Consider the following 20,510-nt stretch of genomic DNA (forward strand, 5'->3'; position numbering starts at 1 on the left):
TCATGAACCCCGTCGGACGGCTGATCGTCGTCGTGCTCTTCGACGGCGTCGACCTGCTCGACGTCACCGGGCCGCCGGAGGTGTTCGCCCTCGCGCGGCGCGAGACGGAGGAGGCGGCGGGGTACGAGGTGGTTCTCGCCGCCGAGTCCAGCGCCCCGGTCACGACCGCGGCCGGGGTCAGAATCCTGCCCGGGGCCACGTTCGACGACCTGTCGGGGCGCCGCATCGACACCCTGCTCGTGCCCGGCGCGGTCGAGGTCGACGACCGGCGCCGGGTCAGGGCGCTCGTCGACCCCGCCGTGGTGAAGCGGGTGGGCGAACTCGCCGAGCGGGCCCGGCGGGTGACATCCGTGTGTGTGGGAGCGCATGTCCTGGCCGCCGCCGGGCTGCTGGACGGCAAGCGCGCCACCACCCACTGGTCGACCGCGCGGCAACTCGCCGACGAGCACCCGGCGGTCGAGGTGGACGCCGACCCGATCTTCATCCGCGAGGGCGATGTGTGGACCGGCGCGGGGATCAGCTCCTGCCTCGACCTCGCGCTCGCGCTCGTCGCCGACGACCTCGGGGAGGCGGTGGCGCTGCGGGTGGCCCGGCAACTGGTGATGTACCTGAAACGGCCGAGCGGACAGAGCCAGTTCAGCGTGCCGCTGGAGCAGGTCGCCACGACCCGGCGCGTCGAGGTCCTCCGCCACCACATCAGGCGCAACCTCGGCGCCCGGCTCACCGTCGCGGACCTCGCGGAGGTCGCCCGCGTCAGCGACCGCCAGCTCACCCGCATCTTCAAGACCGAACTGGGCACGACCCCGTACGCCTACATCGAGGCGGTCCGCGTCGAGGCGGCCCGCCACCAGCTGGAGTCGACCGACGCCACCCTGGAACGCGTCGCCTCCACCTGCGGTTTCGGCACCGTCGACACCCTGGTCAGGGCGTTCCGCCGCCGACTCGACACGACCCCGACGGAGTACCGGCTCCGGTTCCGCGCGTCGCGATGAGTTCCGGGGCGCCCGGTGGCCGTACGGTCGGACCCGGCACGGCACCGAGGAGGACGTTCGATGCGCAGCGTGACCTATTCGATGAGCGTCTCGCTCGACGGGTACATCGTCGGGCCGGACGGCGGGTTCGACTGGACGACACCCGACGAGGAGGTCTTCCGCTTCTGGATCGACGACATCCGGAAGGCCGACGTCCATCTGCTGGGGCGGCGGCTGTACGAGACGATGCTGTACTGGGAGACCGCCGAGGACTCCGCGCTCGACGACGCCGAGCGCGAGTGGACCGCGCTGTGGAACCCGCTGCCGAAGGTGGTGTTCTCCCGCACCCTGTCGCAGGTGCGGGGCCGGGCCGCCCGGCTCGCCTCCGGCGGCCTGGCGGAGGAGATCGCCCGGCTGCGGGCCGAACCGGCGGACGGCGAGATCGCGATCGGCGGCGCGACGCTCGCGGCCGAGGCCGCCGCGCTGGATCTCATCGACGAGTACCGGACGATGGTCTACCCGGTCCTGGTCGGCGGCGGCACCCCGTTCTTCCCCCGCGACGGACGCCGGGTGAACCTCGACCTGATCGAGACCCGCACCTTCGCGTCGAAGGTCGCCTACCTCCGCCACCGCGTGGCCCGTTAGCCTCCCGTCCCGGACACCCTGGTCCGGTCCGTCCGCGAGGTCGCTCAGCCACGGGAGCGCGCCGCCGCCCACGGCTATGCCTCGCGTTCCCTCTTGTCCCGCTCGACCCGCTCTTCGCGCGGCACGGTGACGGTCAGCCTGTCGGGGTTCGTGGCCGTCCAGGTGAGGGCCCATGCGCGGACCTCCCGCAGGATGTACGTACCATCCCGTCTCACGTCGGAGACGATGCCCTCCCTGCCCGCCTCCTCGTCCCACACCTGGTCTCCCACCCACGCTCCGCTCCGCCCCTCGGTCATGGCGCCGGCTCGCAGTCCAGCTCGCCCCAGACCTGCTTGCCCCAGCGGTAGAGGTCCGTGCCCCAGCGCTCGGTCAGGGAGTCGACCAGGACGAGGCCACGGCCCCGGATCCCGTCGCCGGTGGAGTCGGTCCGCATCATCGGGACGGTCCTCGACCGGTCGATCACCCCGAGGCGGATCAGGCCCGCGGCGGGCCGCGAGACGATCACGCGGATCGACGAGAGGCAGTTGCCGTCACAGTCATCAGGACCTCGTAGGTGCGGTTGCGGTCTGGTCTCACCCGAGTGAACGGCTCACGAGCGTGCTGGGGCAGGAAAAATCCGCGCCGTGCTCATCCGCCTCGACCGGAAATCTCTCTGCCGTCCCTGCTACTGACGGGAACTCAGTGACTACCATGGGTATATGCGCGAGAACGGGAGCCTGAACAGCGCCATGCGACAAATTGGCCTCACCTAGGTCGAGTTGGCCGACAAGGTGAACGATCGCCTGATCTCCGCCGGGCATGAGGGGACGGTCGGCGACCGCACCGTCCGCAACTGGCTGACCGGAAAGACAGGAGAGCTGGGCTTCAGCCCACCGGCGCGAAGACGCACACCTCGACCCCTGCGGAGGACCCCGTGAGGCGCCGGAACCTCCTCACAGCCGCCACCGGCACGACGGCCGCCGTGGCAGCCCCCACGATGGGAGCGCCGCCTCGTGTGGGCACCTCCGATGTCCTCCGGCTCCGCAGCGGGCTGGACGCGTTGGTGGAACTGGACCGCAGCAGAGGGGGCCACGAGGGACTGGAGCGAAGGGCGTTGGCCGGAGCCTCCGAGGCCCTGGCGAAGCAGAAGCTCGGGGCCACCCAGCGCATCCGCCTCCGGCTCTTCTCCGTCGCCGCCGACTACACCGCCACGGCTGCCTGGAGCGCGATCGACGCCCGGCAGGTGGAACGGGCCTCCCAACTCCTGCAACGCGCCCTGTACTTGGCCGGAATGGCCAAGGATCCTGTCGCGGAGATGCGGGTCTGGAACTCCTACGCCATGCTCGCCCACCACCGGGACGAGTACGTCGAAGCCGTTGATGCCTCCTATGCGGCCCAGGGGACGACGATCGCCCGGCGGAACCCGCTTTACTCCTCGCTGGCCCACGCGCGTACGGCCGTCGGTCACTCGACCCTCGGTGACCGCCAGGCCGCCCTGCGTTCCCTGGGGTATGCCGTGACACATCCCCGGGTCCAAGCACTGTACGAGTCCCGGGGCTTCCGGAAGGTCGGAGAGCGTCAGCCCTTCCCTGACTCCCCGGTGTACGCCGTCATGCTGGCCGAGCTGCCGCTGAAGTAGGCGCCGGCGCGGCCGGTGTTCACGTGTCGATCGCCTCCGTGGCCGAAGAGTTAACAGCTCGTTAGGGTGACGGAGGTGTGAGGCCATGGTCGAAATGCGCATCATCTTGACATGAACCTGCGGTCCGAGGGGCGGGCCGCAACCTCATGGAGGTGTGGGATGCACCGCAGATTCGCCACCGGCCTCACCGCCGCGGCCCTGGCTGTGACCACCGTCGTCGCCACCGCCACGATCGCCGACGCCGCTCCCGCCGACAAGTCGCAGGTCCTCGCGAGCTGGACCCAGACCAGCGCGGCGAGTTACAACACCTGGGCCGCCGCTCGGGCGAAGCAGTCCGCCTGGACCGCCTACGGGTTCGACTGGACCACCGACTACTGCTCCTCCTCGCCGGACAACCCGTTCGGCTTCCCCTTCAGCACCTCCTGCGCACGGCACGACTTCGGCTACCGCAACTACAAGGCCGCGGGCTCCTTCAGCGCCAACAAGCCCCGTCTCGACAGCGCCTTCTACGAGGATCTCAAGCGAGTCTGCAACGGCTACGGCGGTGCCACCAAGGTCACTTGCGACAGCACGGCGTGGACGTACTACCAGGCCGTGAAGGCCTTCGGCTGACGGGTCGGCGCCGCGCCCCGCCACCCGCGCGCGGAACGGGACGCGGGCCCCGCCGAGTAGACCGACCGCACGCCCGGCACCGGAGCGGCCGCCGCCACCGCCAGCGCGGCAGCGGCACAGCCGATGCCCAGGACCGCTCCCGCGGCGACATCACCGGGGTAGTGCACCCCGGTGTGGACCCGCGCGTACCCGACGGCGCCCGCCAGCACGCCGAGCGGGACGGCGGCGGCGGGCAGGACGCCGCCGACGGCCGTGGCGAACGCGACCGCCGAGGCGGTGTGCCCCGACGGGAACGACGCCGACGCGGGCATGGGCACATACCGGCCCACTGTCACCCGCGCCGCCTCCCGGTCCGGCCGCGCCCTGTGCACCAGCCGCTTGCCCAGCAGATTCGTCGCGACCGACGCCACCACGACCGCCCCCACACCGACGAGGGCCGCCTGCCGCGCCCGCGCACCGCTCAGGGCGAGCACGGCGGCGATCCCCAGCGACACCTTCGAGTGGTCGGCGGCGTGGGACAGCCGGCGCAGCGCCCGGTCGAGCGTGGGCGTGGACGTGGCGGCCACCGCCGCGTACAGCGCGCCGTCCACGGCACGCAGATCACCGAGCACGGAGTCACCGGCCCGCCCGCGCGCCCGCTCCGGGCCGCCGCTGTCCTGGTCGGCGTTGGTCGGTTCGGTCATGGGCTCCTGCTCCGCGGGGAGATGGGGCCCGGCGACACCCGGGAGCGCCGTGGGCCCGCCGACGTACCAGCCTGGTCCGTCCCGGGGGATACGGCGCGTCGCCGGGGGCCGTCCGGGGGACCGGCGACAGGTGACGGATGCGTCGGCGGGGAAGGAGTCCCGGTACGGGCGGCACCCTCCTGTACCGGCGCCCGTCCCCACGCGCCGCGCGACGCGTGGGACGGTCGGTTGACTGCTGGTCGGTCGACACCCGCTTGTAGACCAGGTCGGCCATGCCGCTCACCGTTGTGGTGGTCGCATCCGACCCCAGCTGTCAGCAAACCCTGTCGTCAGCCTCCATTGGATCCGATGGGATCCGCGCCGCCGTCGGGCCGCAGGATGTCCGGGTTCATTGGACGCCCGCCGTACCTGTCGTCATTCGTTCGTTTACCGGCACCCCCGAGCGGATCGCGGCTTCGATTTGGGCGAGTTGGGCGGCGAGGATCTCTTCGAACGCGGCACGGCGGTCCACCCCGAGGGGGCTGATGTCGCGGGCGAAGTGGGCCAGGGCCGGGAAGTGTTCCGGGTCGGCGCCGAGTACCGCGACGCGGAACAGCTCCATGCCCTGTTCGTGCTCTTCGGGGGTGGCGGTGCTGACCCCTGCCTCGGAGGCGATCAACGCGGCGACGAGGACCGCGATCCGGTGGTAGCGCGCCGGGATCTCCTCGTCGGGCAGTCCCGACGCGCGCAGCGCCTGTAGCGCCTCCTCCATGACCAGTCGGGAACCGGTGCCGCTTGACGCGTAGCGTCCCCAGACCGCGGCGAGCTGGGGCTGCTGTCCGAACGCCTCTCTCAGGCGCAGGGCCAGGGCCGTGATGCGCTGCTTCCAGTCGCCCTCGGGGCGGTGGCCGTCCATGGCCGCTAGAAGAATCCGGTCGGCGACCGCGCGCAGCAGTTCGGTCTTGCTGCGGAAGTGTCGGTAGAGGCTGGAGGAATCGGTCCCGAGGGCCGCGGCCAGCCTGCGCACGCTGAACGACTCGGCGTCGCTCGTGCGCAGCAGCTCCGCCGCCACATCCAGGATCTCCTCGGTCGACCAGCGCCTTCGGCTTGCCATCCTGCTCCTCTCGCCGGATCTCAGCCTAACCTATGCACTTGGCGTTGCACGCACCGCGTGCATAATGAGGACATGAGAATGCCGGGCCACCCGGCAGGAGGCGGGCCGGCGTGCCACTCGTGCCCTGTGGTCCGGGCCGGGCGACCGATGCGAAGCCCGCCCCGGGGAATACGAAAGGACGCATGACGTGAAGAACCCACTGGATTCCGCGGCGCTGAACGCCGCCATCGAAAACGTCCACCGCGCCGGGATGCCGGGCCTGTTCGCCGAGGTGCGCAGCGGCGACCAGATCTGGCGCGGCGCCGCCGGGGTCGCCGATGTCGCCACCGGCCGCCCCGTCACCACCGACATGCGGCACCGCGTCGGCAGCATCACCAAGACCTTCACCGCCGCAGCGGTCCTGCAACAGGTCGAGAGCGGTCGGATCGCTCTCGACGCACCGATCGGCCGGTACCTTCCGAAGCTGGTTCCTGGAGAACGCGGTGACGCCATCACGGTCCGGATGCTGATCAACCACACCAGCGGCCTCGCCGAGTATCTCCCGTACGCCTACCCCTCCCTCAAAGCGTTCCCCGCCCTCGCGGACACCGGACCCCAGAGCCTGGACGACCACCGGTTCACGCGGTTCAACCCCACTGAACTGATCGAGATGGGGGTCACCGCACCTGCCGTCGGCGCCCCGGGCGGCACGCCGGGGGTGTACTCCAACACCAACTACCTGCTCCTCGGCGAACTCCTGGAACAGGTGACCGGCACTACGGCCGAGCGGTACATCACCCGGAACGTCATCGAGCGCGCCCGTCTCCGGGACACCGAATTCCCCGCCGGACCGTACGTGGGCGGGCCGCACTCGCAGCTCTACGAGGCGTGGTTCGGCATGATCGACCCGCCGCGCGACTACAGCGTCTACGACATGTCATGGGTGGGGCCGGCGGCCTCGCTGATATCGACCGTCGCGGACCTCAACCGTTTCTACGGCATGCTGCTGGCCGGGGAGATCGTCGGTCCGTCGTCGCTGGCGCAGATGCAAAGCACCGTCCCGGTCGTCTCGCAGGAGGGAAAAACGATCGACTACGGCCTCGGCCTGCACCCGATGGAGGGTCCCTTGCAGGGCACCTTCTGGGGCCATGGCGGCACGGTCTGGGGCGGTGGAGCGCTGGCCATGACCCGTGCCGACGGCAAGCGGCAGATGGCGGTCGCGGTGAACCTGCAGAGGTGGAACAGGCTCGACTCCTCCGGCAGGCCGCAGCCCCATCCCATCGACGACGCGCTTGCGACTCTCTACCGCATGGCGATGTACGGCTGACCGGGCCGGGGCGGCTCCCGGATATCGGACGAGGATACGGGGCCGGGGTATTTGCCCGTCGAATTCATCCATACCCCCATGGGGTACTGAAGCGAGGCTCGCCGTTGCTTGACTGACTACCCCCCAGGGGTATGGTGAGGTGGAGGAAGAGGTCTCCGCGTGGCCGGAGACCCGGATTACGAGGGGACGGGCGTCATGCACACCGGACTGAGGATCACCGCGTTCACCGCCGCGCTCGCCGCGACCTTCGGGGCCGCGTACGGCGTCGGCAGGGCAGTGGACCCGGCCGCCTCCGAGAGCGCCCCCGCACCCCACGACGAGCACGGCGAGCCCTCACCGCAGGCCGAGGAGGACGGCGGGCACGAGGGCCACGAGAGCACCCCGCCCGGCGGACTGCAGATCTCCGAGAACGGCTACACCCTCGACCTCGCCACCCCCCGCGTCACCGCAGGTCAGCGCACCGAACTGCGCTTCACGCTCCGGGACGGCGACGGCGAGGCCGTCACGGCGTACCAGCGCGAGCACGACAGGGAACTCCACCTCATCCTGGCCTCACGCGATCTGGTCACCTTCCGGCACCTGCACCCCACCCGGGCCGCCGACGGCACCTGGAGCACCCCCGTCGACCTGCCCCGCGCGGGCGGCTACCGCGTCTTCGCGGACTTCACCCCGGCGAGGAAGGGCGTGGAGAACCTCACCCTCGGCGCCGACCTCGCCGCCTCCGGCCGCTACGAACCGGCCCGCCTGCCCGCGCCCAACAGCACCGCGCGGACCGGCGGCTACCAGGTCGAACTCGCCGGATCCCTGCGCCCCGGCAGGGCGAGCGAGCTGAAGCTGAAGGTGTCCAGGGACGGCGCACCCGTCAACGACCTCCAGCCCTACCTGGGCGCCTACGGCCATCTGGTCGCCCTGCGCTCCGGCGACCTCGCCTACCTCCATGTGCACCCGAACGGCGAGCCCGGCGACGGCACCACGAAGCCCGGCCCGGAGATCTCCTTCACGGCCACCGCGCCCAGCGAGGGCACCTACCGCCTCTTCCTGGATTTCCGGCACCGGGGCGAGGTGCACACCGCGGCGTTCACCGTACGGTCCGGAAAGGCGCCCGCCGAGCCCGACGCACAGGTGCCCACGACGGAACACACCGACGACCACGGACACTGACGGCCACGGCGCCGACGGCCACACACCGGCCGGCCGCGTCACCGGCCTGTCGGGAGGGACGGCACACCTAGGCCGTGACGACCCTGACCCCGGCCTCCTCGAACTGCCGCACCAGGTCCGGGTCGGCCGCGCCGTCCGTGACCAGTGTGTTCACCGACTCGGCCGCGCAGATCCGGGCGAACGCCCGCCGGCCCAGCTTGCTGGAGTCGGCGGCCACGACCACGCGCTCGGCGCGCTCGCACAGCAGCCGGTTGATCGCGGCCTCCGCCTCGTCGTGCGCGGCGGCGCCGTGCGCCACGTCGAAGGCGACGACGCCCAGCACCGCCACGTCGAGCGTCACCTGCCCCAGCACCCCGTCCGCGAGCGGCCCGATCAACTCGTACGACTGCGCCCTGGCCACCCCGCCGGTCACCACGATCTTGAACTGCGGCCGCACGGCCAGCTCGTTGGCGATGTTGAGCGCGTTGGTGACCACGGTCAGCGCGGGCGTCCCGGAGGCCAGGTCGGCGCGCACGGCCAGGGCGCGCGCCACCTCGGTGGTGGTCGTGCCGCCGGTCAGCCCCACCGCCTCGCCGGGCGCCACCAGGGCGGCGACCGCCTGTGCGACGCGCTGCTTCTCCGAGGCGCGGCGGGCCGTCTTGTAGCGCAGCGGAAGCTCGTACGACACCCCGTGCACGACCGCGCCGCCCCGCGTGCGCACGAGCATCTGCTGCTCGGCGAGCCGGTCGAAGTCACGGCGGATCGTAGCGGCCGAGACCTCAAGCTCGGCCGCCGCCTCGTCAACGTCCAGCCGGCCGCGCTCGACGAGCAGTTCCAGCAGCGCCTTCCAGCGGGCGTCGCGCGACATCCGCGCCTCCGTTCCTCGATCTCCCGGCGACCCTAGCGCACCACTCACTTCCCCGGACTGCTTGATTGTGATCGAAAGCTCGCTATATCTTGCAAGAACAATCAGACCGGCGCCCGGTGATCACGGGCCGGTGATCGGGGAGTGTGCGGCATGACGTATGTCGAGGACGAGCTGAACAGCCAGCCCGAGTGCTGGACACGCGCCGCCGAGGAGGCGGCCCGGCACCCGGCGGCGCTCCCGGCGGCGGGGGAGCGGGTGGCGATCGTGGGCTGCGGCACCTCGTACTTCATGGCCCAGTCGGCGGCGGCGCTGCGCGAGGCGGCGGGGCAGGGCGAGACGGACGCGTTCGCCGCCTCCGAGTTCCCGGGGCATCGCGCCTACGACCGTGTCGTCGCCCTCACCCGCTCCGGGACCACCACCGAAGTACTGGAGCTGCTCGCGGAGTTGAAGGGCCGCACCGGCACCCGCACGGTGGCCGTCACCGCCGACCCGAACACGCCCGTCATGACCGCCGCCGACGACGTGGTCGTACTCGACTTCGCGGACGAACGCTCGGTCGTGCAGACCCGGTTCGCGACCACCGCCCTCACACTGCTCCGCGCCCACCTGGGCCTGCACACCGACGCGGTCGTCGCCGACGCCCGCGCCGCCCTCGCGTCCGAGCTGCCCGAAGGGCTCGTCGGCTGCACCCAGTTCACCTTCCTCGGCCGGGGCTGGACCGTGGGACTGGCCAACGAGGCGGGCCTGAAGATGCGCGAGGCCTCCCTGTCCTGGACCGAGGCCTACCCGGCGATGGAGTACCGGCACGGCCCCATCAGCGTCAGCACGGCCGGCACCGCGACCTGGATGTTCGGCGAAGCGCCCGAAGGACTGGCCCAACAGGTCCGCGACACAGGCGCGTTGTGGGTGCCGGGAGGGCTCGACCCGCTCGCCGAACTGGTCCGCGCGCAGCGGCTCGCGGTCGCGGTCGCCGCCGCCCGCGGCCTCGACCCCGACCGCCCCCGGCACCTCACCCGCTCGGTGATCCTCGCCCCCTGACGCCCGCTCTCGACGCCCGGGAAGGAGAGAGAGTGCCCCTCGCCGCCACCGGTGACCTGGTCGGCCGCGCCGCCGCCGCGCGCTCCGCCGTCGCCGCCTTCAACATCATCACCCTGGAGCACATCGAGGCCGTCGTCGCCGGCGCCGAGTCCGTACGCACGCCCGTCGTCCTCCAGGTCAGCGAGAACGCCGTGAAGTACCGTCACGGCCGCCTGCTGCCCCTGGCCCGCGCGGCCGTCGCCGCCGCCGAGGGCGCCGCCGTGCCCGTCGCCCTGCACCTCGACCACGTGCAGAGCGACAGCCTGCTGCGCCGGGCCCCGGACGCCGGATTCAGCTCCGTGATGTACGACGCCGCCCGGCTGCCGTACGCGGAGAACCTCGCGGCGACCCGGGCCGCCGCCGACTGGGCGCACGCCCAAGGGCTGTGGATCGAGGCCGAGTTGGGCGAGGTCGGCGGCAAGAACGGCGCACCGCCGCTCGACGCGCACGCCCCCGGAGCCCGTACCGACCCCGCCGAGGCACGTGCCTTCGTCGCCGACTCCGGGGTGGACGCCCTGGCCGTCGCCGTCGGCAGCTCCCACGCCATGACCACCCGCACCGCGGCCCTCGACCACGGCCTGCTCAAGGAGTTGTCGGGCGCGCTGGACGTGCCGCTGGTGCTGCACGGCTCCTCCGGGGTCCCGGACGGCGAACTCGCCGCGGCCGTCGCGGGCGGCATCTCCAAGGTCAACGTCGGCACCGCGCTCAACATCGCGATGACCGGCGCGATCAGGGAGCACCTCGCGGCCCACCCCGAGGCGGTCGACTCGCGCGGCTATCTCACCGCGGGAAGGCAGGCCATGGTCCGGACGGTGGGGGCGATCATCCGGGTCGTCGCCGGAACTACGTCCTGACCGCCTTCAGCACCACGAACTTCCGGTCGCCCGCCACCAGTCGGCTGTTGCCGAACAGGCGCCGCAGCTTGACGTGATGGCCCAGGTGCCGGTTGCCGACCACCCACAGCTCGCCGCCGGGGCGCAGCGCGCGCCGCGCCCCGGTGAACATCCGCCACGCCGTGGCGTCGGTCGTCGCCTGATGGGAGTGGAAGGGCGGGTTGTTGAGCACCAGATCGACGCTGCCGTCCGGCACCCCGGCCAGCCCGTCGCCGACCCGGAACTCCGCGTGCCCCGCCGCCACGTTCGCCTTGTACGTCGCCTCCGCGGAGGCCACGGCCTGGAACGACTCGTCGGTGAACAGCACCTCGGCGTCCGGGTGGGCCAGCGCCACCGCCGTACCGACCACACCGTTGCCGCAGCCCAGGTCCACCACTCGCCGTCCCCCGGCGTCCGGCAGGTGCCGCAGGAAGAAGCGGGTGCCGATGTCGAGCCGGTCGGCGCAGAAGACACCGGCGTGGTTGACGACGGTCCGGCCGGACAGCGGCCCGATGTCGCCGGGGAGCGGATAGCCGAGCGGCCAGGGGTTGGCGGGCCGCTTCAGCGCGAGGTCGGGGCCGGCGAAGACGAGCCGGGCCTTCTTCTCGGCCAGTGAGGTACGGGTGGGGCCCACGATCCGCTCGAACAGCCTGAGCGTGGAGGTGTGGATCTCCTTCACCATCCCGGTGCCGACCACCACCGTGCCCTCGTGCAGCGCGGGCGCCAGCCTGAGCAACTGGTCCTCCAGCAGCGCCAGGCTCTTCGGCACCCGCACCAGCAGTACGTCGGCACGGTCCGGCGGCGGGTCCTGCGTGGTGAGCAGCCGAACGGAGCCGGGTTCGACGCCCGCCCGCGCCAGGTTGGCGCGCGTCGCCTCCCGGGCGAGGTGGGAGTCGGTGATCTGCACCGGCCGGTGCGCCGCCAGCGCCGTCACCAGCGCCCCCCAGCGGTCACCGACCACCACGACCGTGCCGGACAGCGGAACCTCCCGCTGCGCGAGATGCCCCAGCAGATACTCGTCGGCGGCGTCCCAGGCACGGAGCCGGTCGCGCGGGTCCTCGGGGAAGCGGGCCAGCACATGCTCGCCCCATGGCGTCGTCATACGGTCGCTGCGGTCGTTCATCGTGAGCCCAGGCTAACCGAGCCGCAGCTCAGCCCCCGTCGCCAGCGGCGAGAGGGGAAGCGCGCGGGACACGGGTGGTGCCGGGACGCGGGGCAGTATGGGGAGCATGGACGCCGAGCTGTTCCCCAGGACCCGTACCGAGACCGCGCCCGGCGCCGTCCACGTGCCGGACTGGCTGGAGCCCGGCCGGCAGCGCGAGCTGCTGCACGCCTGCCGCGAGTGGGCCCGCCCGCCGGCCGGACTGCGCACGGTCCGCGTCCCCGGCGGCGGCACCATGACCGCCCGGCAGGTCTGCCTCGGCCGGCACTGGTATCCGTACGCCTACGCCGACACCGTCGTCGACGGCGACGGTTCCCCGGTGAAACCCTTCCCGGCATGGCTCGGCGACCTGGCCCGCCAGGGGGTGAACGGCACGCTCGGCGCCGGCGCGGTGCCCGGCACCCCGTACGACATCGCGCTGATCAACTTCTACGACGCCGACGCCCGCATGGGCATGCACCGCGACGCCGACGAGCGCTCCGCCGCGCCCGTGGTCTCCCTCAGCCTCGGCGACACCTGCGTCTTCCGCTTCGGCAACACCGGGACCCGGACCCGCCCCTACACCAACGTCGAGCTGCGCAGCGGCGACCTGTTCGTCTTCGGCGGCCCGTCCCGGCTCGCGTACCACGGGGTGCCGCGGGTGCACGCGGGCACCGCGCCACCCGAGTTGGGGCTCACCGGGCGGCTGAACATCACGCTCCGGGTCAGCGGGCTCCGGGGCCGGTCCCCGCGGATCATGGGAGACTCCCCCTCATGAGCGGCAAGGCTGACCCCCGGGCGGCGGGGGAAGGGACCACCACGAGGGCGCGGCTGGACCGGGGGCGCGGCGCGCTCGGACCCGCGCTTGAGCTGGTGCACACCGGACGCGCCCCCACCCGGGCGGTCCTCACCGCCGAACTCGGCGTGACCCGGGCCACGGCCGGCGCGGTCGCCGCCGAACTGGAGGCACTCGGACTGATCCGGGTCGACGCCCGGCCCGGCGCCGCGGCCGGCTCGCAGGGGCGGCCCTCGCACCGCCTCGCGGTCGCCGAGGACGGCCCCGTCGCCCTCGCCGCCCAGATCCACGCCGACGGCTTCCGTGCGGCCCTGGTCGGCCTCGGCGGCCGGATCGTCGCCACCGCGCCCGGTTGCGAGGTCGTCGACGCCGACCCGGCGAAGGTGCTCGGCTCCGTCGTCGAGGCGGGCGAGGAACTCCTCCGGGAGACCGGGCGGCGCTGCGTCGGCGCGGGACTCGCCGTACCGTCCGCGGTCGCGGAGCCGGAGGGCCTGGCCCTGAACCCGCTCCACCTGGCCTGGCCTGCGGGCGCGCCCGTACGCCGGATCTTCGCCGAGCAGGTGCGCGCCGCCGGGATCGGCGGACCCGCGTTCACGGCGAACAACGTCAACCTGGCCGCCCTCGCCGAGCACCGCCACGGCGCCGGGCGCGGCGCGCGCGACCTGCTGTGCGTGGCCACCGGCCACCGCGGGGTCGGCGGCGCGCTGGTCCTCGACGGCCGTCTGCACACGGGCAGTTCGGGACTCGCCCTGGAGGTCGGCCACCTCGCCGTCAACCCGGGGGGCCGCCCCTGCTACTGCGGCAGCCACGGCTGTCTGGACGTGGAGGCCGATCCGCTGGCCTTCCTCACGGCGGCCGGCCGCGAGCCGGGACCCGAGGTCTCCCTGCTCCAGCAGTCCTACGACCTGATCCGCGACCACTACGCCGAACCGGCCGTGCGTGCCGCCGCCGAGACCCTCATCGACCGGCTGGGACTGGGCCTCGCCGGCCTGGTGAACATCCTCAACCCGGACCGCATCATCCTCGGCGGGCTCCACGGCGCACTCCTCGACGCCGACCCCGAGCGACTGCGCGCCGTCGTGGCCGGGCGCAGCCTGTGGGGGCGGAGCGGCGGCGTGCCCATCCTGCCGTGCAGCCTGGACCACAACAGCCTGGTCGGCGCGGCCGAGTTGGCCTGGCAGCCGGTCCTGGACGACCCGCTGGGCGCGCTGGCCCGGTGAGCCCGCTCCGGGCGCCGACCTCGCCGCCCGGCGTCCTCGGACCGGCACCCCGGTGCCGGACAGGCCGCTCCGGGCGCCGGTCATCCGCACCGGCATCACCCTGCCGCGCCGCGCCGAACCGTGCGGCGCGGACGCCGCGGTCCCGCGCGGCCCCTCGTCGCCGAGCACGCGCCCCTCGCCGCACCCGGGCACCACTGCGCCTCCGGCGAGACCGACGAAGGCGAGTACCGGCGCCGACTGCCCGTGCCGGACGAGCGGTTCGGCCGGACGGACGCGGCGGTGCGGCGAGACGACGACCACCGTGCCGCTACACGACCCCGCCCGGCGCCGCCCACCCGGCCGCGGCCGGAAGGACGCCGCAGGGCCCGCGGCAGCGGAGGGTCACCGCCCGGTCAGCCGGCAACGGCCGACCGGGCGGGAGCGGGTTGGGGGCTGCCGAGGTCGACCGCGTGCTCGACCTCCGCGAACGCGGCGACCGGCACCTCCTCGACCAGGCGGCGCGGCGGGCGCGCGGTGACCGGCGGCGCGGTGACCGGCGCGGCGGTGACGGCCGTGGGAAGCGTGAACCAGACGACCTTGCCGGACTCGCCGTCCGGCCGGGCGCCCCAGCTCTCGCTCATCTCCGCCACCATCGCCAGCCCCCGCCCGCAGGTCGCGAGCGGCTCGGCGTCGTCCACGGCGGGCAGCCGCGGATCGTGGTCGCGCACCGAGACCGTGAGCTGGTCCAGGAGCAGCTCCATCTCCACGACACACGTCTTGTCGGGCCGGGCATGCAGGTGGACGTTGGTCAGCAACTCCGTCACGCCGAGCGCGGCCCGGTCGATCAGGGAGTCCATATGCCAGTAGCGCAATTGCGCAGATACGATTCTGCGGACCTGGCCGATCCGCGACGGCAGGGCTTGAAGCTCCACTGCGCAGTGTCTGCTCGGGTGACTGATCACGGCTGCGACTCCCCGACATAGAGGTCCGGAAGAACACGGAGTTCGGATCCAGCGGAGGCACGCGGCACGCGCCGCCCGCTGTCATGGCCGGCGGGCTGGTTCGCAGCGTTGTCGCCGGTAAACCCAGAGTGATGTGAGACCAGCGTGACGCAAGGGGTGGGGCACCGCAACTTGCGGACATCTCAACCGTGATGTCCGGCCGCCTTGCGCACCGCTTCGATGAAACGGCGAGCCGCGGGCGGACCCGGCTCGCCCGGGGCGGGGTCCCGCTCGCCGAGGGTCAGCAGGTAACGCTTGCCGTTGAGATCGGCGAAGGCCCGGTCCTCGGGGGCGAACCAGGGCCGGGAGGCGCGCACCGCCTGTACCGGCGCGCTGTCGATCTCACTGCCGTAGCTGGTGAGCAACTCGACCCTGCCGCCGCGGATCCGGACCGTCCCGGCCCGGGTGAGCGAGCGCAGTCGCTTGCCGATCCGCACCCCCGTGGCCCTGAACTCCGGCTCGGCCATGCCGTCGCCCCCTCGTGCGCGTCGGTTGCCGGACCGTGCGCCGTGGTGCGGCACCCGCTACCGGCTCGTGTCGTGCTCCAGTGTGCGCCAGCGGACGGGAACCCCCGCTCCCGCCCGCTGGCAGTCTGCCCGCACCGCGCGGCGAGCACCAGTGCGCACCGTCCCTTTCCGGAACCGGCCGGAGCACTCGCGTGAATGCGCCCCCTCCCGCCTGCCCGCCCCAGGGTGCCTTTGAGAGTCCCAAAGGAGTGTTTATGCAGGTGAGAAGGGTTGTTGAAGGTGCTTATGATCGAGGCGTCGGCCGCGCGACGCGCCGTCGGCGCGCAGCGTAAGGAGCCCCGTCTCGTGAGCACCCCCCAGCAGTCCCGCACCGACGCCACCCTGGACGTCGATCACAGCGACACCGTCTACCGCGCCTGGCTGAAAGAGGCCGTACGCAAGGTCCAGGCCGACGCCAACCGCTCGGCCGACACCCATCTGCTCCTCTTCCCGCTGCCCGAGCGGTGGGGCATCGACCTGTATCTGAAGGACGAGTCGACCCATCCCACCGGCAGCCTCAAACACCGGCTCGCCCGCTCGCTCTTCCTCTACGGCCTGTGCAACGGCTGGATCCGGCCGGACCGCCCGGTGATCGAGGCGTCCAGCGGCTCGACGGCCGTCTCCGAGGCGTACTTCGCGAAGCTGATCGGGGTGCCCTTCGTCGCCGTCATGCCGCGCACCACCAGCGCCGAGAAGATCCGCCTGATCGAGTTCCACGGCGGACGGTGCCACTTCGTGGACGACTCCCGCCGGATGTACGAGGAGTCCGCCCGCCTCGCGGCCGAGACCGGCGGCCACTACATGGACCAGTTCACCTACGCCGAGCGTGCCACCGACTGGCGCGGCAACAACAACATCGCCGAGTCGATCTTCCGGCAGCTGCGGCTGGAGCGGTTCCCCGAACCGGCGTGGATCGTCGCCACGGCCGGTACCGGCGGCACCTCGGCGACGCTCGCACGCTATGTGCACTACATGCAGTACGACACCCTCGTCTGCGTCGCCGACCCGGAGAACTCCTGCTTCTTCGACGGCTGGACCACCGGCGATCCGGACGTCACCTGCGAGCGCGGCTCCCGGATCGAGGGCATCGGCAGGCCCCGCATGGAACCGAGCTTCGTACCCGGCGCGATCGACCGCATGATGAAGGTGCCGGACGCGGCGAGCGTCGCGGCCGTCAGGGCCCTGGAGCGGGTCATCGGGCGCAGGGCGGGCGGCTCCACCGGCACGGGCCTGTGGAGCGCTCTGAAGATCATCGCCGAGATGGTGGCGGAGGGACGGCGGGGCAGCGTCGTGACGCTGCTGTGCGACCCGGGGGACCGGTACCTCGACAAGTACTACTCGGACGCGTGGCTCGCCGAACAGGGCCTCGACCTCGGACCGTACGCGGAGGCGATCGAGTCCCTGCTGCGCACGGGCACCTGGCCCGACTGAGACCCCGTGGGCCACCCGCCGGTGTCCGCCCGGATCAGGCGCTCGTCGTCTCCGGCTCGCCCGCCACGACGAGACCGAGGTGTTCCGCGACCTCCGCTCGGGCCTCGGCCGGCAGGCCGGAGTCGGTCACCAGGGTGTCGACCTGCTCCAGCGCGGCGAAGGAACTCAGGCCCACGACACCCCACTTGGTGTGGTCCGCGACCACCACGACACGCCGCGCCGACTGCACGAGGCGCCGGTTGGTCTCGGCCTCCGCGAGGTTCGGCGTGGACAGGCCGGCCTCGGCCGATATCCCGTGCACACCGAGGAAGAGCAGATCGAAGTGGAGCGTCGCGATCGCCTGGTCGGCGACCGGGCCCACCAGCGAGTCCGAGGGCGTGCGCACACCGCCGGTGAGCACCACCGTCGCCGCACCCTGCCGCGCCCCCGTAGTGCGCTGCGCCACGTGGAACACGTCGGCCACCCGCACCGAGTTGGTGACCACCGTCAGATCCGGCACGTCGAGCAGCCGGTGCGCCAGCGCGTACGTCGTCGTACCGCCCGAGAGGGCGATCGCCGCGCCCGGCGCGACCAGTTCCGCCGCGGACCGCGCGATGTCCTCCTTGGCGGTCGGTTCCAGGCCGGACTTGGCCTCGAACCCCGGCTCGTGCGTGCTCGCCTCGACCACCGGGACCGCGCCGCCGTGCACCTTCTCCAGCACGCCCTGCCGGGCCAGCGCGTCCAGGTCGCGGCGGACCGTCATGTCCGACACACCGAGCTTGCGCGTCAGCTCGTTGACCCGGACTCCGCCCCGGCGGCGCACTTCGTCGAGGATCAGGGCGCGCCGCTGCTCCGCGAGGAGGTTCGGATTCTCACTCACGTACGCCTCGGTCCTTTCGCCGCGAAACCGTCCGACACGCCGCCGCACCCGCCCTTGACGAGGACTTCTCCCGCTCCGGTGCGCGGAACGTCCCATCCTCGCACGCCACACCGGGGACCGCGCCACCGCCCGACGGCCGCGCGCATATCACCTCTGTCCGGTTCCGGTGCCACCCCTCACACGAATCGGGGGAGATTCCGTGCCGACGGGTGTAGGACACCCCCGCAGTGGAGATCCTTGTGCCCGCACGGACAGAGCCGACGGCGCGTCACGGGGAGTGCGGGACAGTGGAGCAGGCGCGGGAACGGCCCGGGACGGCCGGACAGGACGCCCCGGGACCGCACGACGCAAGGACCGGCACCGCCCTGGAACTCCTGGTGCACGGAGTGGGCGGCACGACACCCGCGGAGATGCTGGACGACCCGCGGACCGCGCGGATCACCGGCGACCACGTCGCCGCCGTCTTCCGGCGCATCGAGGACGCCGACGCCGAGTCGCGGCCCGAGGACTACCGGGGCCGGCCGGTGCCCGAGGCCTACGTCTGGTGCAACCTCACCTCCGGCAACGGCACCCGCGCCCTGTGGCTGCTGCTCCTGCCGTTCATGGTGGTCAACCTCGCCCACTGGATGCGCCCCACCGCACCCCGCCGCAACCGCACCGTCCGCCTCTACGGGCTGCTGGTACGGCTCACCGGACTGACCCTGACGGTGCTGCTGGTCGCCGCGGCCTGCGAGGTGGCGCTCGACCTCGTGGCCTGGCAGTGCGCGGGCACGCGCGCGTGCGCCGAGCGGCACTCCTGGCTCGGCTTCCTGTCACCGGTGATGTCGCACGACGGCTGGTGGAGCACCCCCGGCCGCCGGCTCGCCCTCGCGGCCGCGGTGCCCGCCGCGCTCACCGGCCTGCTCTGGTACCTGTCGCTGCGCACCTGGCGGGCGTACGAGTCCCAGCAGCCGATGGACCGCGCGCCGGGCCGCGAGGGCGAGCGCGCGAGCGAGCGCCAGGAGGGCCCCGGCCGCACCGCCCTGGGCCGGCCCGGATTCTGGTACGGGCGCCGCCTCGTGGCCCGGCTGCGCGCCGCGCACACCGCCGCGGGCCTGCTGACGGTCGCCGCGGCGGTCGGCACACCCGCCGCCCGCTTCGACCACGGACCGGGCGGACCCGCGCTGCTGGACACGCTGGGACGGGTCCTCGAAGGAGCGCTGGCCGCCGGGGCGGTCGCCGTGATCGCGGTCGTCTGCCGCCGGGGCCGCAGCGAGAACCGCCTCGACCGGGAACTCGACGAGCGCCTCGTACGGCGCCTGCCGCTGGCCGCCCTCGTCCTGTTCGTCCTCTCCCTGGTGTACGCCGGCTGGGCCCGCCCCGAGTGGGCGTCGGCGGGCCGGCTGGCCGGGGACACGACCTTCGGCGGCATCGCCCTCCTCCAGGGCCTGCTGGTCGTCGCCCTCGCCGTGGTCGCCCGCCGGCTCCACCGCGCCCTCCCCGACGCCCGTGCCGCCATCCGCGGACTCGGCGGCCCCGCCGTCGCCATGCTGGCCTGCGCGCTGGGCGGCGTGATGTCCGGCGGCGTCGCCCAGCGCGTGTCGGACTGGATGGACGGCACCGGCACCTCCTTCGACGGCCCGCCCGTCCTGCTGACCTGGCAGGCGTCCGTCATCCCGCCGCTGCTCGTCGTCGTCCTGCTGCTCTGGGCCGCGCTCGCCCGGCACACCGTGCGCCTCGCCCGCGTCGAACGGGGCCGCGTGGAGGGCGACCACCCCGGAGAGGCCGGCGACCCCGGACGCACCCGGCGCATCGCGCTCACCCGCGCCATGGCCACCCTCACCGACCGGGCGCCCCTCTTCGTCGCCATCACCTCCGCCACCACCCTGCTGCTGGGCGCCGGGGCCCTGGTGGGCGCCTTCACCACCGACAAGGCGCCCGCCGAGGCCGCCAGCGGGACGTACGCCGTGCTGCACGGAGCCGCGCAGACCGCGCAGGCACTCGGCTCCTGGCTCATCGGCCTCGGCTTCATACTGTTCGTCACCTGGGGCCGGCGCGCCTACAAGGACCCCTCCGCGCGGCGCACCATCGGCATCCTGTGGGACGTCGGCACCTTCTGGCCGCGCGCCGCCCACCCCTTCGCGCCGCCCTGCTACGCCGAGCGCGCGGTGCCCGACCTGACCTGGCGGATGGCGACCTGGACCCGGGCCACCGGCGGGCGGCTGGTCATCTCCGGGCACTCGCAGGGCAGCGTCCTCGCCGCCGCGGCGGCCTGGCAACTGGAGCCGTCCGCCCGCAGACGGGTCGCCCTGCTCACCTACGGCTCCCCGCTGGAGCGGCTGTACGGCCGCTGGTTCCCGGCCTGCTTCGGACCGGCCGCGCTCGCCTCACTGCACGAGGAGGTCGACTGCTGGCGCAACCTGTACCGGCGCACCGACCCCATCGGCGGCCCGATGCGACTGCCCGGCGACTCGGGCCCCGCGGTGGACCACGCACCCCTCAAGGACCCGCTGACATACGGCCGCACCGAGCTGCACCCGCTGCCCGCCCCGGTCCTCGGCCACTCCGACTACCAGGCCGACCCGGTCTTCGCCGAGGAACGGCAGCGCCTGCTGGCCAGGCTGCGCCCGGAGGTACCGGCACCACGCCACACCACCGCGCCCAAGGCGGTCCCGCCGGCGGACGACGGGCCCGAGGACCGCTAGGGGTGCGT

Annotated in this window: 21 protein-coding genes; 12 read left to right on the plus strand and 9 right to left on the minus strand. The window is 73.0% G+C overall.

Annotated elements, in window-relative coordinates; translation table 11 throughout:
* Positions 1-2 precede the first annotated feature (2 nt).
* A complete protein-coding gene (locus AC4IHM_RS29575; protein ID WP_490870018.1) occupies positions 3-992 on the plus strand; it encodes a GlxA family transcriptional regulator in 990 nt (329 codons plus the stop codon).
* Between the two features lie 60 nt (positions 993-1,052).
* The gene (locus AC4IHM_RS29580) at positions 1,053-1,616 is read left to right on the plus strand and encodes a dihydrofolate reductase family protein (RefSeq protein ID WP_490870019.1); all 564 of its coding nucleotides are present in this window, start codon (positions 1,053-1,055) and stop codon (positions 1,614-1,616) included.
* Positions 1,617-1,690: 74 nt separating this feature from the next.
* Here the strand turns inward: AC4IHM_RS29580 and AC4IHM_RS29585 are convergent, their stop codons facing one another.
* Both AC4IHM_RS29585 and AC4IHM_RS29590 read right to left on the minus strand, forming a co-directional pair.
* Entirely contained in the window at positions 1,691-1,885 is a 195-nt protein-coding gene (locus AC4IHM_RS29585) for a hypothetical protein (RefSeq protein ID WP_490870020.1), read from the minus strand.
* Between the two features lie 23 nt (positions 1,886-1,908).
* Complete coding sequence (locus tag AC4IHM_RS29590; RefSeq protein ID WP_490870021.1) at positions 1,909-2,121, minus strand: ATP-binding protein; 213 nt, start codon at positions 2,119-2,121, stop codon at positions 1,909-1,911.
* A gap of 327 nt (positions 2,122-2,448) precedes the next feature.
* Here AC4IHM_RS29590 and AC4IHM_RS29595 point away from each other — a divergent pair, with 327 nt between their 5' ends.
* Entirely contained in the window at positions 2,449-3,234 is a 786-nt protein-coding gene (locus AC4IHM_RS29595) for an NsdA family TPR-like regulatory protein (RefSeq protein WP_490870979.1), read from the plus strand.
* Positions 3,235-3,393: 159 nt separating this feature from the next.
* Complete coding sequence (locus AC4IHM_RS29600) at positions 3,394-3,846, plus strand: phospholipase (RefSeq protein ID WP_490870022.1); 453 nt, start codon at positions 3,394-3,396, stop codon at positions 3,844-3,846.
* Here AC4IHM_RS29600 and AC4IHM_RS29605 read toward each other — a convergent pair.
* Entirely contained in the window at positions 3,819-4,529 is a 711-nt protein-coding gene (locus AC4IHM_RS29605; RefSeq protein ID WP_490870023.1) for a phosphatase PAP2 family protein, read from the minus strand. The genes AC4IHM_RS29600 and AC4IHM_RS29605 overlap by 28 nt on opposite strands.
* Positions 4,530-4,917: 388 nt before the next feature.
* Positions 4,918-5,622, minus strand: a complete 705-nt coding sequence (locus AC4IHM_RS29610; RefSeq protein WP_490870024.1) for a TetR/AcrR family transcriptional regulator — start codon at positions 5,620-5,622, stop codon at positions 4,918-4,920.
* Positions 5,623-5,809: 187 nt separating this feature from the next.
* Between AC4IHM_RS29610 and AC4IHM_RS29615 the strand changes: the two genes are divergently transcribed.
* Together AC4IHM_RS29615 and AC4IHM_RS29620 are read left to right on the plus strand one after the other, a co-directional pair.
* The gene (locus AC4IHM_RS29615; RefSeq protein WP_490870025.1) at positions 5,810-6,928 is read left to right on the plus strand and encodes a serine hydrolase domain-containing protein; all 1,119 of its coding nucleotides are present in this window, start codon (positions 5,810-5,812) and stop codon (positions 6,926-6,928) included.
* A 195-nt stretch (positions 6,929-7,123) separates the two neighbouring features.
* On the plus strand, positions 7,124-8,089 hold the full coding sequence (locus AC4IHM_RS29620) for a DUF8832 domain-containing protein (RefSeq protein WP_490870026.1): 966 nt from the start codon (positions 7,124-7,126) through the stop codon (positions 8,087-8,089).
* Between the two features lie 67 nt (positions 8,090-8,156).
* On the opposite strand, the gene AC4IHM_RS29625 is transcribed toward AC4IHM_RS29620, so the two are convergent.
* Complete coding sequence (locus AC4IHM_RS29625; RefSeq protein ID WP_490870027.1) at positions 8,157-8,936, minus strand: DeoR/GlpR family DNA-binding transcription regulator; 780 nt, start codon at positions 8,934-8,936, stop codon at positions 8,157-8,159.
* Between the two features lie 150 nt (positions 8,937-9,086).
* Between AC4IHM_RS29625 and AC4IHM_RS29630 the strand changes: the two genes are divergently transcribed.
* Together AC4IHM_RS29630 and AC4IHM_RS29635 are read left to right on the plus strand one after the other, a co-directional pair.
* Complete coding sequence (locus AC4IHM_RS29630; protein ID WP_490870028.1) at positions 9,087-9,974, plus strand: SIS domain-containing protein; 888 nt, start codon at positions 9,087-9,089, stop codon at positions 9,972-9,974.
* A 32-nt stretch (positions 9,975-10,006) separates the two neighbouring features.
* Positions 10,007-10,867 carry a class II fructose-bisphosphate aldolase gene (locus AC4IHM_RS29635; RefSeq protein ID WP_490870029.1) on the plus strand — a complete coding sequence of 287 codons (861 nt, stop codon included), beginning with the start codon at positions 10,007-10,009 and terminating at the stop codon, positions 10,865-10,867.
* On the opposite strand, the gene AC4IHM_RS29640 is transcribed toward AC4IHM_RS29635, so the two are convergent.
* The gene (locus tag AC4IHM_RS29640; RefSeq protein ID WP_490870980.1) at positions 10,857-11,987 is read right to left on the minus strand and encodes a methyltransferase; all 1,131 of its coding nucleotides are present in this window, start codon (positions 11,985-11,987) and stop codon (positions 10,857-10,859) included. The genes AC4IHM_RS29635 and AC4IHM_RS29640 overlap by 11 nt on opposite strands.
* A gap of 127 nt (positions 11,988-12,114) precedes the next feature.
* Between AC4IHM_RS29640 and AC4IHM_RS29645 the strand changes: the two genes are divergently transcribed.
* Both AC4IHM_RS29645 and AC4IHM_RS29650 read left to right on the plus strand, forming a co-directional pair.
* Positions 12,115-12,804: an alpha-ketoglutarate-dependent dioxygenase AlkB family protein gene (locus tag AC4IHM_RS29645; RefSeq protein WP_490870030.1), complete on the plus strand. Its 690-nt coding sequence runs from the start codon at positions 12,115-12,117 to the stop codon at positions 12,802-12,804.
* Complete coding sequence (locus AC4IHM_RS29650; RefSeq protein ID WP_490870031.1) at positions 12,801-14,042, plus strand: ROK family protein; 1,242 nt, start codon at positions 12,801-12,803, stop codon at positions 14,040-14,042. The genes AC4IHM_RS29645 and AC4IHM_RS29650 overlap by 4 nt, the downstream gene beginning before the upstream one ends.
* Positions 14,043-14,434: 392 nt before the next feature.
* On the opposite strand, the gene AC4IHM_RS29655 is transcribed toward AC4IHM_RS29650, so the two are convergent.
* Together AC4IHM_RS29655 and AC4IHM_RS29660 are read right to left on the minus strand one after the other, a co-directional pair.
* The gene (locus tag AC4IHM_RS29655) at positions 14,435-14,983 is read right to left on the minus strand and encodes an ATP-binding protein (protein WP_490870032.1); all 549 of its coding nucleotides are present in this window, start codon (positions 14,981-14,983) and stop codon (positions 14,435-14,437) included.
* Positions 14,984-15,165: 182 nt separating this feature from the next.
* Positions 15,166-15,489: a hypothetical protein gene (locus AC4IHM_RS29660; protein ID WP_490870033.1), complete on the minus strand. Its 324-nt coding sequence runs from the start codon at positions 15,487-15,489 to the stop codon at positions 15,166-15,168.
* Between the two features lie 345 nt (positions 15,490-15,834).
* Between AC4IHM_RS29660 and cds1 the strand changes: the two genes are divergently transcribed.
* Complete coding sequence (gene cds1 / locus AC4IHM_RS29665) at positions 15,835-16,959, plus strand: L-cysteine desulfhydrase Cds1 (RefSeq protein ID WP_490870034.1); 1,125 nt, start codon at positions 15,835-15,837, stop codon at positions 16,957-16,959.
* Positions 16,960-16,993: 34 nt separating this feature from the next.
* Here cds1 and AC4IHM_RS29670 read toward each other — a convergent pair whose 3' ends face one another.
* Entirely contained in the window at positions 16,994-17,818 is an 825-nt protein-coding gene (locus tag AC4IHM_RS29670) for a DeoR/GlpR family DNA-binding transcription regulator (protein WP_490870035.1), read from the minus strand.
* Between the two features lie 287 nt (positions 17,819-18,105).
* On the opposite strand from AC4IHM_RS29670, the gene AC4IHM_RS29675 reads away from it, so the two are divergent.
* On the plus strand, positions 18,106-20,502 hold the full coding sequence (locus AC4IHM_RS29675) for a hypothetical protein (RefSeq protein ID WP_490870036.1): 2,397 nt from the start codon (positions 18,106-18,108) through the stop codon (positions 20,500-20,502).
* Positions 20,503-20,510: the final 8 nt, after the last annotated feature.

The sequence above is a fragment of the Streptomyces sp. SL06 genome (assembly GCF_058244745.1).